Consider the following 14,494-nt stretch of genomic DNA (forward strand, 5'->3'; position numbering starts at 1 on the left):
TCATGGGACAGGTGATGGCAACAGTCGTGGATTTTCTGCGTAAGTTCGGCCGCTTCTTCAGCGGTGTCGTAGGCGCGGATAAGTACCACCGCTATGTTGAGCATTTTCAACGGGCGCACCCCGGTGAAGAGCCGCTCAGCGAGAAAGAGTGGTGGCGCCAATACCACGATTTCCAGGACAAGAACCCTGGGGCTCGATGCTGTTGAGGCATCGCTACCGCTGAGCCACCGCCGCTGTTGAGGCTTAGCCCGCTCAAACCAGCTATCTTGGGTGCATGCGTGAGTTTTTCAAAACCATGTTCGGTAACCCGGACCGCAAGGACACCAAAGATCTAGGCGAGGGCGTGTGGCGCTCAGACTATTGGCGATTCCGGCGCGCGGTGGACCGTATGCACCAGGTCCTGGAGCAGGCGCAAGCTGACGATGCGTATCACGTGATCCTCACGTACGCGGACGAGGTGGGTGACCACCTTGAACGCGTACGTGAGGTCTCACACCGAGCGCAAGCGGCGTTCCCGTCTTCAGGAGACCATGTCCCAGCCGCCGCTATGGACGTGCACCATGCGTTAACGAAAGCAGCCACGCACGCTGCGACCCTCGCTCAATCCGCAGCGATGCTCGGGTGGGCTACCGCCGAGGATGCCTCAGAAGCTGGCCAGGGTGGCGCGCCGCAAGAGGCCAAAGCGGCGCAGGACAACAAAGCGGCGAAAGACAACCTGGACCGCAAGAGCGGGGCAGTGGACTCATATGTTGAAAAGGCGGAAGCTGCACTGCAGCGGGCACTGCATCGCTAAACACTGTAGGCCGGCGCACCGCAGAGTAGGGTACGCGCACCGCAGAGCTAAACACCGCCCAGTCCATAAGCGCTGAAAACGTTAAAGGTTCGTGGCCGTACCAGTCTTGGTACGGCCACGAACCTTTTGTGCGAGCCCCCTGCCGGAATCGAACCGGCGACCTTTTCATTACGAGTGAAACGCTCTACCGACTGAGCTAAGGAGGCCTGGCGGTGAACCGCCGGCATACACGCAAGGTGCATGCCACGAGTCGAAACTCTATCGGTTCAACGCGCCAGGGTCAAAACGCGGGTGAAACTGCGTTGAAACCGCCCTGAAACGGGGCCTACGTACGGCCACAACAACGCCGTAACCAGCGCGAGGCGATCCGTCAGCAGTTAGTCTTCTTAGGCATCTTTCCCTTGAGCAGGAAGTCTTCGACCCCGGTGGTGACGCACTCGTTGGAACGCCCGTAAGCGGTGTGGCCCCACCCGTCAAAGGTCAGCAGGGTAGAACCTGGAAGCTGCTTCTGCAGGTTCACAGACCACTGGTACGGGGTTGCTGGGTCGTGCTTAGTGCCGACCACCAAAACAGGCGGGATGTCCTTAGACACTTTGAAGTCATCTTGCGCGGCGCCACCGGCGTTAGGCCAGCCAGCGCAACCATCGTGCTCGCTGAGGGCCTCGCCGTAGAACGGCGCTTCCTTCTTGAACTTTTCGCGCGTCTTCTTGCGGGATTCCTCTGTCAGTGCAGACGCGCCGTAATCCATGCAGTTGTATGCGTAGAACGCCTGGCTGGTGTTGTTGCGGTACTTGCCGTTCTCTCCACGTTCAGTAGACAAATCCCACAGCATCGCGATCCCCTCTGGGTCATTTTCTTCGATCGCCTGGCTCAACGCGTCAGTGAGCATGTCATGGGCTGCTGGCTCATACATCGGCAAGAGGGCTGCCTCGAAAACGGAGGCGCCACTGAACTTGCGCCCGTCCTCGGTGGTCATCGGTTTGGCATCCCATTTGTCGATCGCTTCGGTGAGCTTCTTACGGCCAGCCGCAACGTCACCTTTGAACCAGCAAGTATTCGGCTGCTCGGTGCAGGACTCAAGATAGTAATCGAGGCTCTCCTCGAAGGACTTCGCTTGCCCAAGCCCGACCTCTTCCATCTCAAGACTTGGGTCCAACGCCCCATCCAGCACCATGCGTCCAGCGTTTTCTGGGAACAACGACAGATACTGAGCGCCGAGCTCGGTGCCGTATGAGTAGCCGAGGTAGTCGAGCTTCTCATGGCCGAGGGCCGCGCGCAGAATATCCATGTCTCGCGCGGAGTTCGGTGTGGTGATTTGGCTCAGCAGCCCTTCCGGCTTGGTGTTCTGCTTGCACTTGAGCACATCGGCTTCTGCGGCCTTCTTGATCTCCTTGATGCTCTTCTCATCGTTGCGCGGCATACGAGATTCCTCCATGCGCGCATCAAGCTCCTCGTCCGTGAAACACTTCACGGCTGTCGAGCTACCCACCCCGCGAGGGTCAAAACCGACGATGTCGTAGCTCTTACGCAGCTCATCGGAGAACAGCATCGAGGCGGCGTCCTTGACCATGTTGACACCTGAGGCGCCCGGCCCGCCCGGGTTCACAACCAAGCTGCCTTCGGACTTTTCGGTGGCTTTCGCACGAATAACTGAGATCGTGATCGCGCCCTCGTCAAGCTTCTCGTAGTTCAGTGGAACTGCGATCTCGCCGCACTCAAAGTTGCCGCATTCCTGCCAGTCGATTTTCTGGTCATAGAAAGACTTCAGGTCTTTGCCGCTGACGGCTTCCGTGGCCGGCGCTTTCGAAGACTCGGCCGGGCTCGCCTCGGACCCGCCGTTGCTACCGCCACCACCGCAAGCGGTGAGCGCTAACGCAACAGCGGCGGCTGCTGCACTGAACATCACGCCCCGGCGGGGCTTAGCACCCGGAAGGAGCCGGGTTTGGTGTGGGGAAGTCACATTATCCTCGCTGATGTCGATCTGATGAAGCTAGTAGTACACGGTTTATCGGTGGCCCGGGAGGTTCATCGAGCCGCAGATGGCCTGTGCGCAGTCAGTCTAGGTGAAGCAGAACCTCGCGGTGTAGTACTACGGGGTGAGACGATGATCGCGGCCATGAGCGCTTCGATCGCTACTTGTGGGCTTACATTTCCGGCGATCCTCTCGCGTGCGGTCCCGATGTGGTCGATCGCGGCAACAGAGTGCCCCGGATTCGTCGCGTTCGCGTACTGGGTCAGCTGCGGCGCAAGGTGAGCGTTGACGAGCTCTTGGCCTGTGCCGAGCTGGATTGTGAGAACGTCACGGAAGAACGTCGTCAGGTCGATCAATGCGCGGTCTATCGAGTCGGTGGTTCCGCGCCGTCCGCGGCGCTTAGCGGCATCGGCGAGGCGCTTGAACTCTGTGCGTAACTGCCGCGGGATCGATTCTTCCGGGGACAAGCCGAAGGTTTCCCTCAACGCAGCCTCATCGGCTTGGGAACGCTCTTCAACGGATGCGGTCGCCTCCGCGGTCGCTATCTCAACGAAATGGGCGGCTGCCGCCATAGCGTTAGCGATGTTCGTGGCTCTGAACGGCGTGTTCACGATGTCTTCACGCCGCTGCCGCGCCCCCTCGTCGCGGGCGAGCCTGCGGGCAACACCGATGTGGCCTTGGGAAACGCGGGCCGCGAACTCAGCCTGCGCCGGGGTTAGCCCGTCCCTGCGAACCAAAAGCTCCGCGACATCGGCGTTATCCGGGATCCGGAGTGTGATGTTGCGGCAACGGGAACGGATCGTGACCAGGACATCGGCGGGCGAAGGCGCACATAGGATCCACACGGTGTGCGGGGGTGGCTCTTCGATGGCTTTCAGCAACACGTTGGTGGTGCGTTCGGTCATGCGGTCGGCGTCTTCAACGATGATGATCCGCCAGCGTCCCGTGGCTGGCCTGTCGTGGGCTGTGCTGATGAGGTGGCGGACGTCTTCAATCGAGTAGGTAACGTTCTCGGTTGTCACCATGCTGACATCGGGGTGTGTTCCAGCGAGCACGGTGCGGCACGCCGGACATTCACCGCAGCCCTTTGCTTCCGGCGCGGCCTGTTCGCATTCAAGGGCGGCAGCGAACGCGCGGGCCGCGTTGGTGCGTCCTGAGCCCGGAGGGCCGGTCATGAGCCACGCGTGGGTCATCGCACTACCGCTCACCGCGCGCTTGAGTTGCTCAACCACCCGCTCCTGTCCAGGGAGGTCCCGCCACACGCTCATGCGCTACCTCCGGCATCTGTCACGGCATCAGGTGCAGGGTTGGACGCTGAGCCCGCCGCCGGCCGCGCCGCCGGGGCCTGCTCGGCCTGTTCGGTCCGCGCTGCCAGGGGAACACGCTTTATGAGGGGAGCCACGGCCGCGTTGATCTGTTGCGCGATGTCTTCGATGCTTGCCCGCGCATCGATCACAAGATAACGCTGCGGATCCAGTGCCGCGATCCGCTCGAACTCTTCCATGAGTGTTCCGTGAAACTCATCGGGCTCGGCTTCGATGCGGTCGCTGGTTCCGCGTTGGCCTTGGCGTGCACGCGAGTCCGCTACCGGCATCGTGAGCACGATGGTGAGGTCGGGTTCAAGCCCCCGCACGGCCGGGGCATTGATGGAGGCAACTGTTTCCAGGCCGAGCCCGCGGCCTGCACCTTGATATGCGAGCGAGGAGTCAAGGAAGCGATCAGAGATCACAACCGCGCCAGCTTCCAGCCACGGGATGATCCGGTCGTTGACGTGAGCCGAACGCGCCGCAGCATAGATCAAGGCTTCGGTGACAGGGTCCATCGGAGTGAACGCCGGGTCAAGCACGATGCCGCGCAGTGCCTCGGATACAGCCGTTCCGCCTGGTTCGCGGGTGGTTTCAACGCGGTAACCGGCCGAACGCAGGTGCTCGGCGAGCAAGCGAGACTGGGTTGATTTACCTGTCCCGTCGCCTCCTTCAAACACGATGAACACACCGGCGGTATTACGGTGTTGCTGTGTGGCATCTACCTGCATGTACTTAACCCTACCGGTGGTTAGGTCCAAAACATGAGGGTGAACACATAGAATGGGACGCATGACTTGGGCTCTCATGATCGAATTCGTGATCTCCGTGTTAATCGACGGAGCCATTTTCGCTCTCGCGTTATTCGCGTTGCTGGACTGCCTCGGGCAGCCCGCGGACCGTTTCCGCGTCTTCAGCAGGATGTCGAAGGGCGCGTGGACAGGAGCCCTCGCAGCGGCAGCGCTCGTGTCAGGTCTTTCATGCGTCAGCGGTGTGACCGCTTTGATAGGTCGGCCTTTCGGCGCCGGCATTCTAAGCGGTGGCAGCTTCGGCATGATCCTGATCTTGGCTGCGGCGATCTTCACAGGCGTGTATTTGGCGGGGGTCCGTCCTAACGTGTCCGGTAAGAACGGGTACGGCTCGTATTAAGCCGCGGCACCCATCGTCATTGAGAGACCCTGCTTGCGCGGGAATGAAAGGCGGATCATGACTTATAAGCTGATTTTGCTTCGGCACGGTCAGAGCGAGTGGAACGAGAAGAACTTGTTCACTGGCTGGTATGACGTGACGTTGACTGAGAAGGGGCGTGCGGAAGCCAAGCGTGGCGGTGAGCTGCTCAAGGAGACCGGCAACCTGCCTGATGTGCTTCACACCTCGCTGTTGACTCGCGCCATCGTGACGGCCAACATCGCTTTGGAGGCCGCGGATCATGTGTGGATCCCGGTCAAGCGTTCGTGGCGGCTCAACGAACGCCACTATGGTGCGTTGCAGGGCAAGAACAAGGCCGAGGTTTTGGAGAAGTTCGGTGAGGAACAGTTCATGACCTGGCGCCGTTCTTATGACACTCCGCCGCCGGAGCTGGAGGATGATTCGCCGTTTTCGCAGGCGAATGACCCTCGCTACGCGGACCTTGTTTCGATGCCGCGCACCGAGTGCCTTGAGCAGGTTCTTGAGCGTCTGTTGCCTTACTGGACTGAGCAGATCGTGCCGGATCTGAAGGCCGAGAAGACTGTTTTGGTGACCGCGCATGGTAACTCGTTGCGGGCGCTCGTGAAGCACCTGGATGGTATTTCGGATGAGGATATCGCCCAGTTGAACATCCCGACCGGTATCCCGCTGGTGTATGAGCTGGATGAGAGCCTGAAGCCTGTCACCCCGGGCGGCACCTATCTTGATCCGGATGCTGCCGCGGCTGAGATCGCTAACGTCGCCAACCAGGGTAAGAAGTAACGCCTAGGTAATGCATAGAGCTGGGGCCAGCACCTGCCACAGGTGCTGGCCCCAGCTCTATGCTCTCTCAGCCGCGAACGGTTAGTGAGGCGTATCGGCTACTTGAATGGGAGGTCTACGGACTCTGGTTCCCATTCGCCGGTCACGAGGTAGGTGACCTTGCGGGTTACGGAGACGCCGTGGTCGCCGAAGCGCTCGAGGTAGCGGGAGGTCAGGGTCACGTCTGCCGTGGTTTCGGATGGTGCGTCCCATTCTGGGGCGGCTACGGCACGGAATACAGATGAGTGCAGTTCGTCGATCTGGCGGTTCTTTTCAATGATCTGGCGCGCCAGGCTCAGGTCGCGGGTGTCGAGCAGGTCGCCGAGCATGTGTGCCAGTTCGATGTCCAGCTTCGCCATGTCAGCGAAGGTTGGGATGATGCTTTCTGGTGCTACCGGGTTAGGGAAGCGCAGGCGAGCCAGCTGGGCGATGTGGCGGGCGAGATCGCCCATGCGCTCGAGGGATGCAGACATGCGCAGCGAACCGACGATCATGCGGAGGTCGGAGGCGACTGGGCCTTGGAGGGCGAGGACGTCGATGGCGCGCTCGTCCAGTTCGTTCTGCATGAAGTCGATGCGAGCGTCGCTTGCGATGACTTCCTGCGCTAGTTCGGTGTCTTGGGTGGTGAACGCCTCCCATGCCTGTTCCATTGCGGTTGCAACACGGTGGGACATGGTGATGAGGCCTTCGCCGATGGACGTCAGCTCTGCTTGGAAGACTTTGCGCACGGTTGCGTGTGTTCCTCTCGATTGTCAGACATGTGCGGCGGCGGTGAGTTTTGCTGTGTGCGGCTCACGCCGTGTGTCTCTCACTGGGCACATGTGGGGGACTATGAATTATCTTTGCTCCGCTAAGTATCGCGGCGGTAGGCGTTACATGAACATCAGGTGAACAGGTCGTAGGGGAGTGCATTCTCCGGTTGTTGTCTAGTTTTCCAGGGTTAGGCTCTTAGTGTGGACCATACGCAACTCATTGCCGTGATTTCAGGCCTGGTGGGCCTGCTCATAGGTGTGGGCGGAGTCCTTGCTTATAACGCATCGCAGCGTGGCAGGGTTCTCCAGCTCGCTGATGACACCCCTGATTTGCCGGAAGGAGCGGCAGACGTGTTGGGGGTTATTGGTCGTGCCTATGTTCTGGTCGATGAGGTCGATGGCGTGGTGCGGGCGAATCCGTCTGCGTACGCGTATGGGTTGGTGCGGGGCCATACGTTGGTGCATAGCGACATTGTGGAGATGATCGCTGATGTTCGCCGCGATGGTGTGGTTCGTGAAGGCGAGTTTGAGCTTCCGCGCGGCCCTGTGGGGCAGGGTTTCATTGTGGTGCATGTGCGTATGGCGCCGCTGGGTGGGGAGCATATTTTGATCCTTGCAGATGACCGCACTGAGATCACTCGTACAGCTACCATGCGCCGCGATTTCGTTGCGAACGTTTCACACGAGTTGAAGACCCCGGTCGGTGCTGTGGGTTTGTTGGCTGAAGCTATTGAGAGCGCGGCTGATGACGAGGTCGCGGTGCGGCGGTTCACCAAGCGTTTGGCTAAGGAATCGCAGCGGTTGGCGGCTTTGGTCCAAGACATTATTGAGCTGTCACGCCTGCAGTCTGCTGATGTTGTGCAGGCGGGTGAGGAAGTCGATATGTCCAAGCTTGTGAATGAGGCTGTGGATCGTACGGCGCTCATCGCGGGTGAGCAGGACATTGAGATCAAGGTTGGCGGCGTCAAGAACGCGACCGTTTATGGCGAATCTGATCTGTTGATGACTGCGGTGCGGAACCTGATTGATAACGCGATCAGGTATTCCCCTGAAGGCACCACGGTTGGTGTGGGGATCAGTGACCGGAATGGTTTGGTTTCGGTCACGGTGACTGACCAGGGTCCGGGTATTCCGGCTGATGAACAGGAACGCGTGTTTGAGCGTTTCTACAGGCTTGATTCGGCTCGTGCCCGCTCGACTGGTGGTAGCGGGTTGGGTTTGAGTATCGTGCGGCACGTGATGGAGAGCCACGGTGGTGAGGTGACCTTGTGGTCGCAGCCGGGGCAGGGTTCTACGTTCACGTTGCGTTTGCCGCGTCTCGAAAGTGAGGAAGAGCAGAGCGCTTCCTCGGCAAGTTCTAGCCTCGAGGAAGCCTCGAGCGTTGAGGGAAAGTGAGTACAGCACGGTGACACGCATTCTGATTGTGGAGGATGAGGAGTCGCTCTCCGATCCGCTCCACTTCCTTTTGGAACGCGAGGGGTTCGATGCCGCAGTCGCTGCTGACGGGGAAACCGCGGTTCAGGAGTTTGACCTGCATGGCGCGGACCTCGTTTTATTGGATTTGATGCTTCCGGGACTTCCGGGAACTGAGGTGTGCCGGCAGTTGCGGCAACGTTCTAACGTGCCGATCATCATGTTGACGGCTAAGGATTCTGAGATCGATAAGGTCGTGGGTCTTGAGCTGGGCGCGGATGACTATGTGACGAAGCCGTATTCTTCGCGTGAACTGCTGGCCCGGATTAGGGCCGTTTTGCGTCGCCAGGGGGAAGCGGAAGAGCTGATTTCCACAACCGTGCAGGCTGGCCCTGTCCGGATGGATGTCGAACGGCATGTGGTCACGGTGCGTGGTGAGCGTGTGCAGATGCCGCTCAAGGAGTTTGAGCTTCTTGAAATGTTGCTCCGTAACGCGGGCCGTGTGATGACGCGCGGGCAGCTGATCGATCGAGTGTGGGGATCGGATTATGTTGGCGATACCAAGACTCTTGATGTTCATGTGAAGCGTCTGCGCGCCAAGATTGAGGAGGAGCCCGGCTCGCCTGTTCACTTGGTGACGGTGCGCGGCCTGGGATACAAGTTCGAAGGCTAGTCTTCCTAGCGTAGGTACCGTTTCCCGCGCAGTTACCGTATAAAACGCTGTGGGCCGGACACTCGAGCGAGTGTCCGGCCCACAGCGTTTTATTGTGCCATGCCCGGCGGTTAGCGCGGGTCAGGCTGTGTTCTTAGTGGCCGTGGTCGGCCTTTTCGGAGGGCTTGAGGTGGTCGCTACGTGACTTGTCGTGGCCACCTGGGACGTAGTTGGCGTACTCAGGGAGGGTTCCGTCGACTACTGGGACCTTCGCGGTGGTGCTGTTGCCGCCGCTCTTGATGGTCACGAGGACCTGCTGGCCAGGGTAGGTGCCCTTGTTGGTTTCCTTGCTGGTGTCGCCTGGAACCGTGAAAGTTTCGGCGTTCTTATCGTCTTCGAGGCGCAGCGGTTTGTCTGCGGTGACGTTGGTGTCTACGGAGTTGCCGCTGAACTCGAGGCTGAGGTCTGCAGAGTCCTTGCCCTTGTTCACGATGGTGCCGAGGTAACGGGCTTCTTGGTCGGCGCCGTTGGTGACGAGCACCAGGTTCTGGATGGTGACGTCGCCGACGTGCGCGGAGACACCGTCTGATGGGTCGTACTGGGCAGTGGTTGCCTGGTCGTTGATCGCACCGCAGCCGGTAGCGGTGAGCGCAAGCGCAGCAAGGGCGGCGCCCGAGGCGGCGCGGCGGATGCGGGCCTTCACGGGAAGTTTCACGAAATTAGCTCCTCATCAATGAGTCATCTGCGCGGTTGTTTGCTCATTTAAGGGTGCAAGCAGACCACCGCCTCCTGCGATTCTATCGTGTTTGTGTGTTTCTCGCGGCCTCGGCTGTGTGTTGGTGACAAACCGTTCGGGCTTGTGCGGTGATTCGATCGTTTATTTGGGGTGCGTGGGCCGCTGTTGTGGTGACTGTGTTGCCAGTCGGCGTATAGATAACTGCGCGTTGAAGGTACTGAGCCGTTAAGTTCCGTTTCCCCTATGTTTACGGGGTTCTGTGGAAAGGTGCGGAGTTAGTCGTGATATTCTAGTTATCTAGAAAGGGGTTTATCCGCATGATTTTTGACGTCGGAGAGACGGTCGTTTACCCACATCACGGTGCTGCCACGATCGAAGAGATTAAGATGCGCACCATCCGGGGCGAAGAGAAAATGTACCTTAAGCTTCGGGTTGCCCAGGGTGACTTGGTGATTGAGGTCCCTGCTGAGAATGTGGATCTTGTTGGCGTCCGCGACGTTGTGGACCGGGATGAGCTTGAGCACGTTTTTGAGGTGTTGCAGGCTCAGGATGTGGAGGAACCTGCTAACTGGTCTCGTCGTTATAAGGCGAACTTGGAGAAGCTGGCTTCTGGTGATGTGAATAAGGTCGCTGAGGTTGTGCGTGACTTGTGGCGCCGCGAGAATGATCGTGGTCTGTCTGCTGGTGAGAAGCGCATGCTGGCTAAGGCGCGCACTATCCTGACCTCGGAGTTGGCTCTTGCTAAGAAGCTGACGGAAGATGAGGCTGAGGTTGTCCTGGATGATGTTTTGTCTGGGAAGCGTAAGGCTAAGGTCTAAGTTTTCGTATCGGGGGTTGAATGTCACCTCATGTGACTCTTCTTCCGGCCGAGTGTTCACCGGAGTCTGTGGCCATCGTTGTGGTGGCGGCGGGCTCCGGTACGCGTTTAAAGGCCGGTATGCCTAAGGCTTTGGCGGCTGTTGCTGGCCGGAGTTTGGTTGAGCATTGTCTCGATGTTGTGGTTGATCCGGGCCTGGCCGGGCAGGTGGTTGTTGTGACGCCGCCTTCTGATGGGCGTGTAGCGCAACTCGTCGCACAGCGTCCTGAGGTTGCCGGTGTTGCGGTTTCGTGTGTTCCTGGCGGGGCGACGCGTCAGGAATCGGTGGCGGCCGGTCTTGCAGCTGTGGGGGATGCGCGTTTCGTGTTGGTTCACGATGTCGCTCGCGCCTTTGCGCCTGCCTCCTTGTTTGGGCGGGTTGTTGAGCAGTTGCGTTCCCGTGATGATGTGGACGGCGTTGTTCCGGGGTTACCTGCGGTGGATACGTACAAGATCGTTGATGCTGATGGCGTGGTGGTGGATACGCCGGAGCGTTCGTCGCTGCGTGCTGTGCAGACGCCGCAAGGTTTTGTCGCGGATACGTTGCGGCGTGTGCACCGCGAGTCGGTTGGCCGGGATGCCAGTGACGATGCGGGCTTGCTTGAACAGACTGGATACCGGGTTGTGGTGGTTGCCGGGGATGAGCGGGCGTTGAAGGTCACGCATCCACAGGATGTTGCTATCGCTGAGGGCATTCTCGCGGCCGGTGCCGCTGAAGAGAAGGGAGTTGGAACCATGAGTGAGGTGCACGAGTTGGGTGAGGGAATCCCTGCAGGCAGCCTGCCGATGGTTGGCTTGGGTTTTGATGTTCACGCGTTTTCGGATGAGGACCCGTCAGCGCCTGGAGCTTTGCCGTTGATGTTGGCTGGGCTTGAGTGGCCGGGGGAGCGCCGTTTGAGTGGGCATTCTGATGGTGATGCTGTGGCTCACGCTGTGTGTGATGCGGTGTTCGCGGCGTCCGGTTTGGGGGATGTGGGCACTCAGTTTGGTACTGACCGCCCTGAGTTCGCTGGCGCGTCTGGCGTGACGCTGGTTCGTGAGGCGGCGCGCTTGGTGGGAGAAGCGGGCTTCATGGTGGGTAACGTGTCGGTTCAGTTTGTGGGGAACCGTCCACGCTTTGCTAAGCGGCGTGAGGAAGCGAACCGTGTGTTGTCGCATGCCTTGGGCGCTCCGGTTGTGGTCGCTGCCACGACATCGGATGGTTTGGGTTTCGAGGGTGCGGGCGAGGGTATTTCGGCCCGCGCGGTCGCGTGGGTGTATCCGACGCCGAAGCGATAGGGTTGGGTCTGTGAGCTTGCGTTTCTATGACACCCGTACCCGTGCCGTCCACGATTTTGTCCCTGTCAGGGAGGGGCATGTGGGGCTGTATTACTGTGGCGCGACGGTTCAGGGGATGCCGCATGTGGGGCATGTGCGATCGGCCATCGCGTTCGATATTTTGCGGCGCTGGCTGATGTATCGCGGTTTCACGGTCACGATGGTCCGTAACGTCACGGATATTGATGACAAGATTTTGGAGAAGTCGGCGCTGTCTTTCTCTGATCCTGCTCAGCTCGGCCCGGATTATGTGGCTAATGAGTTGTGGTTCGCGTTGGCGTACCGTTTTGAGGCGGCGTTCCGTGAGGCGTATGCGACATTGGGCGTTTTGCCTCCGACGTATGAGCCGCGCGCTACGGGGCACATGACGGAGATGTTCGCGTTGATTCAGCGTCTGATCGATGCGGGCCATGCGTACCCGGCTGAGGATGGCTCGGGTGACGTCTATTTCGATGTCCGTTCCTATCCTTCCTACGGTGCGCTGACGCATCAGTCGGTGGATGACATGCAGGATGCTGGCGACGCTGATCCGCGCGGTAAGCGTGATCCGCGTGATTTCGCGGTCTGGAAGGGCCATAAGGATGGCGACCCGTTGACGGCGTCGTGGGTTTCGCCGTGGGGGCGTGGCCGGCCAGGCTGGCACATCGAGTGCTCGGCGATGGCGGGTAAGTACCTCGGTGAGACGTTCGATATCCACGGTGGTGGCTTGGATTTGCGTTTCCCGCATCATGAGAATGAGATGGCTCAGTCGCAGGCGGCTGGCGATGGTTTCGCGCGTTTCTGGATGCATAACGGCATGGTGACGTTTGAGGGCCAGAAGATGTCGAAGTCCGTGGGGAACACGGTGTCTCCGCGTGAGATGTTGGCACAGGCTCCGGCGGATGTTGTCCGGTATTTCTTAGGCCAGGCTCATTACCGTTCGCAGTTGGATTATTCGCCGTCGTCTCTGGCGGAGGCCGGTGCCGCTCTGGAGCGTGTGAAGGGTTTTGTTGCGAGGGCTGCCGAGAAGTTTGGTGCCGATGCTGTGGCTGGTGGCGAGGTCGCGTCGGCTTTCGCTCAAGCCATGGACGATGATCTGAATGTTCCGCAGGCGCTTGCGGCGTTGCATGAGACGGTGCGTCGCGGCAACGCAGCTTTAGGGTCAGGCGACGGCACGGAGGCCGGTGCCGCGTTGGACGCGGCTCGCCAGGTTGCGGCGATGACCGCGGTGTTAGGCCTTGATGACGCGGCGTCCACTGTTGCGTCTAGTCAGGGCGCCGAATCGGACGCGTTGGCGCAACTGGTGGAGGCGCGTCTGGCTGAGCGCGCGGCCGCGCGTGCGGCGAAGGACTTTGAGACCTCTGACCGTATCCGTGATGAGCTCGCTGCGGCGGGCATCACGGTCAAGGATGGCGCTGATGGCGCATCGTGGGTTTTGACTGGATTGTAGAGCTTGGAAGCTCGTAGGGGTTTCAGAGCCTAGACTTGACGTTAGTCCGGGTTCCGGGCGTTGTAGTTGATCGTTGTGTCCGTTGAGGAGGGCATATGTCGGCGCCACGTAAGGCACCACGTAACCGTAAGGGGCCCTCTAAGGGCAGCGGCGGTAAGAATAAGCGCGCGCTTGAGGGCCGCGGTCCCACTCCTAAGGCGGAGGACCGGGTCTATCACAAGGCGCATCGTGCCAAGGTTTTGCGGGAGCGTTCGCAGAACAAGCAAGGCAACCGTCGCCAACCGACTGGTGGTCGTCGTTTCTCTGAGGAGCACGTGAACGGGCGTAACGCTGTGCTGGAGGCATTGCAGGCCTCCATCCCGGCGAAGGCTTTGTATGTTGCGGCTCAGATTGATGTGGATGACCGCATCCGTGAAGCGTTGAAGATCGCGGCTCAGCGACGCATTCCGATTCTTGAGGCGACTAAGCCTGAGCTGGATCGTTTGACAGACGGCTCGGTGCATCAGGGTATTGCGATGCAGATCCCGCCGTATGACTATCCGGATGCTACCGCGAGCCTTGCCGATGCGATGGAGAATTACCGCAACGGAACAGCGGGGGCCCCGTTGGTTGTGGCGTTGGACGGTATCACTGATCCGCGTAACTTGGGTGCGATCATCCGTTCCGCATCGGCCTTTGGTGCTGGGACGATCGTGATTCCGGAGCGCCGAACGGTTGGTGTCACTGCTACAGCGTGGAAGACCTCTGCTGGTGCTGCTGCACGTGTGCCGGTTGCGCGGGCCACGAACCTCACGCAGGTTCTGCGGCAGGCCAAGCAGAATGGCTTCTATGTTCTGGGTTTGGATGGCGGGGGTGATGTATCCCTGCCTGAACTTGAACTTGCTGATGAGCCGCTGATTGTTGTGGTGGGCAACGAGGGCAAGGGATTGTCGCGTTTGGTTTCGGAGACGTGTGATCAGATCGTCTCGATCCCGATTAACGCTGCGATGGAGTCTCTCAATGCATCGATGGCTGCGGGCATCACGCTGTACGAGATCGCGAATAAGCGACGAGCATCACAGAACTGAATCTTCTTCGCTAACTCCCCTGAACTGCGTCCTGGAACGTGGTACAGGGGAGTTTTGCCTTGTATTTACGGGGTTCATGGCTGGAACGCTGGCCGGTGTGTGGGTGGTTTTGCGTTTTGGTGTGGGTGTGTGTAGAGTATTTTCCTGTTGCCCACACGGATGGAGTGCCGGTTGCCGGCGTGTCTGGTGGACAATGACTCGGGATTCATCTACC

General features: G+C 59.7%; 15 protein-coding genes and 1 tRNA gene. 10 read left to right on the forward strand and 6 right to left on the reverse strand.

Annotation, left to right across the window (positions count from 1 at the left end; genetic code table 11):
* The first annotated feature begins 2 nt into the window (after positions 1–2).
* Positions 3–206, forward strand: coding sequence for a YbdD/YjiX family protein (locus MHJ63_RS06845; RefSeq protein WP_052048639.1), 204 nt, complete (start codon positions 3–5; stop codon positions 204–206).
* A 68-nt stretch (positions 207–274) separates the two neighbouring features.
* Complete coding sequence (locus tag MHJ63_RS06850; RefSeq protein ID WP_052048638.1) at positions 275–793, forward strand: hypothetical protein; 519 nt, start codon at positions 275–277, stop codon at positions 791–793.
* 133 nt (positions 794–926) lie between these two features.
* Here the strand turns inward: MHJ63_RS06850 and MHJ63_RS06855 are convergent.
* From MHJ63_RS06855 to tmk, 4 genes are all read right to left on the reverse strand, one after another.
* A tRNA-Thr gene (locus MHJ63_RS06855) sits at positions 927–999 on the reverse strand.
* A 164-nt stretch (positions 1,000–1,163) separates the two neighbouring features.
* The gene (locus MHJ63_RS06860) at positions 1,164–2,753 is read right to left on the reverse strand and encodes an alpha/beta hydrolase (protein ID WP_239446736.1); all 1,590 of its coding nucleotides are present in this window, start codon (positions 2,751–2,753) and stop codon (positions 1,164–1,166) included.
* A 65-nt stretch (positions 2,754–2,818) separates the two neighbouring features.
* Positions 2,819–4,033 carry a DNA polymerase III subunit delta' gene (locus MHJ63_RS06865; protein WP_239446737.1) on the reverse strand — a complete coding sequence of 405 codons (1,215 nt, stop codon included), beginning with the start codon at positions 4,031–4,033 and terminating at the stop codon, positions 2,819–2,821.
* On the reverse strand, positions 4,030–4,800 hold the full coding sequence (tmk, locus tag MHJ63_RS06870; RefSeq protein ID WP_239446738.1) for a dTMP kinase: 771 nt from the start codon (positions 4,798–4,800) through the stop codon (positions 4,030–4,032). Before tmk ends, MHJ63_RS06865 begins: the two co-directional genes overlap by 4 nt.
* A gap of 52 nt (positions 4,801–4,852) precedes the next feature.
* Between tmk and MHJ63_RS06875 the strand changes: the two genes are divergently transcribed.
* Both MHJ63_RS06875 and MHJ63_RS06880 read left to right on the forward strand, forming a co-directional pair.
* Positions 4,853–5,218: a DUF2516 family protein gene (locus tag MHJ63_RS06875; RefSeq protein WP_083285244.1), complete on the forward strand. Its 366-nt coding sequence runs from the start codon at positions 4,853–4,855 to the stop codon at positions 5,216–5,218.
* 57 nt (positions 5,219–5,275) lie between these two features.
* Entirely contained in the window at positions 5,276–6,019 is a 744-nt protein-coding gene (locus MHJ63_RS06880) for a phosphoglyceromutase (protein ID WP_070490161.1), read from the forward strand.
* Between the two features lie 98 nt (positions 6,020–6,117).
* Here MHJ63_RS06880 and phoU read toward each other — a convergent pair whose 3' ends face one another.
* Complete coding sequence (gene phoU / locus MHJ63_RS06885) at positions 6,118–6,786, reverse strand: phosphate signaling complex protein PhoU (RefSeq protein WP_035757391.1); 669 nt, start codon at positions 6,784–6,786, stop codon at positions 6,118–6,120.
* 225 nt (positions 6,787–7,011) lie between these two features.
* On the opposite strand from phoU, the gene MHJ63_RS06890 reads away from it, so the two are divergent.
* Positions 7,012–8,205: a sensor histidine kinase gene (locus tag MHJ63_RS06890; protein WP_035757389.1), complete on the forward strand. Its 1,194-nt coding sequence runs from the start codon at positions 7,012–7,014 to the stop codon at positions 8,203–8,205.
* 10 nt (positions 8,206–8,215) lie between these two features.
* Positions 8,216–8,896: a response regulator transcription factor gene (locus MHJ63_RS06895; protein ID WP_035757387.1), complete on the forward strand. Its 681-nt coding sequence runs from the start codon at positions 8,216–8,218 to the stop codon at positions 8,894–8,896.
* Positions 8,897–9,029: 133 nt separating this feature from the next.
* Here the strand turns inward: MHJ63_RS06895 and MHJ63_RS06900 are convergent, their stop codons facing one another.
* Positions 9,030–9,590 (reverse strand): hypothetical protein, encoded by a 561-nt coding sequence (locus MHJ63_RS06900; RefSeq protein WP_070506582.1) that lies wholly within the window; start codon positions 9,588–9,590, stop codon positions 9,030–9,032.
* A 338-nt stretch (positions 9,591–9,928) separates the two neighbouring features.
* Between MHJ63_RS06900 and MHJ63_RS06905 the strand changes: the two genes are divergently transcribed.
* The 4 genes from MHJ63_RS06905 to rlmB all read left to right on the forward strand — a co-directional run bounded on the left by MHJ63_RS06905 (position 9,929) and on the right by rlmB (position 14,280).
* Positions 9,929–10,429 (forward strand): CarD family transcriptional regulator, encoded by a 501-nt coding sequence (locus MHJ63_RS06905; RefSeq protein WP_035757383.1) that lies wholly within the window; start codon positions 9,929–9,931, stop codon positions 10,427–10,429.
* Between the two features lie 32 nt (positions 10,430–10,461).
* Entirely contained in the window at positions 10,462–11,745 is a 1,284-nt protein-coding gene (gene ispD, locus MHJ63_RS06910) for a 2-C-methyl-D-erythritol 4-phosphate cytidylyltransferase (RefSeq protein ID WP_239446739.1), read from the forward strand.
* Positions 11,746–11,755: 10 nt separating this feature from the next.
* The gene (cysS, locus tag MHJ63_RS06915; RefSeq protein WP_239446740.1) at positions 11,756–13,213 is read left to right on the forward strand and encodes a cysteine--tRNA ligase; all 1,458 of its coding nucleotides are present in this window, start codon (positions 11,756–11,758) and stop codon (positions 13,211–13,213) included.
* A gap of 95 nt (positions 13,214–13,308) precedes the next feature.
* Positions 13,309–14,280 (forward strand): 23S rRNA (guanosine(2251)-2'-O)-methyltransferase RlmB, encoded by a 972-nt coding sequence (gene rlmB / locus MHJ63_RS06920; protein WP_239446741.1) that lies wholly within the window; start codon positions 13,309–13,311, stop codon positions 14,278–14,280.
* Positions 14,281–14,494 lie beyond the last annotated feature (214 nt).

The sequence above is a fragment of the Pseudoglutamicibacter albus genome, assembly GCF_022346425.1.
GTDB classification, from domain to species: Bacteria; Actinomycetota; Actinomycetes; order Actinomycetales; family Micrococcaceae; genus Pseudoglutamicibacter; species Pseudoglutamicibacter albus.

Coding starts and splice junctions, on each gene's coding strand:
- MHJ63_RS06845 (WP_052048639.1), top strand. CDS start 3: ATGGGACAGGTGATGGCAACAGTCGTGGATTTTCTGCGTAAGTTCGGC.
- MHJ63_RS06850 (WP_052048638.1), top strand. CDS start 275: ATGCGTGAGTTTTTCAAAACCATGTTCGGTAACCCGGACCGCAAGGAC.
- MHJ63_RS06865 (WP_239446737.1), bottom strand. CDS start 4,033: ATGAGCGTGTGGCGGGACCTCCCTGGACAGGAGCGGGTGGTTGAGCAA.
- tmk (WP_239446738.1), bottom strand. CDS start 4,800: ATGCAGGTAGATGCCACACAGCAACACCGTAATACCGCCGGTGTGTTC.
- MHJ63_RS06875 (WP_083285244.1), top strand. CDS start 4,853: ATGGGACGCATGACTTGGGCTCTCATGATCGAATTCGTGATCTCCGTG.
- MHJ63_RS06880 (WP_070490161.1), top strand. CDS start 5,276: ATGACTTATAAGCTGATTTTGCTTCGGCACGGTCAGAGCGAGTGGAAC.
- MHJ63_RS06905 (WP_035757383.1), top strand. CDS start 9,929: ATGATTTTTGACGTCGGAGAGACGGTCGTTTACCCACATCACGGTGCT.
- rlmB (WP_239446741.1), top strand. CDS start 13,309: ATGTCGGCGCCACGTAAGGCACCACGTAACCGTAAGGGGCCCTCTAAG.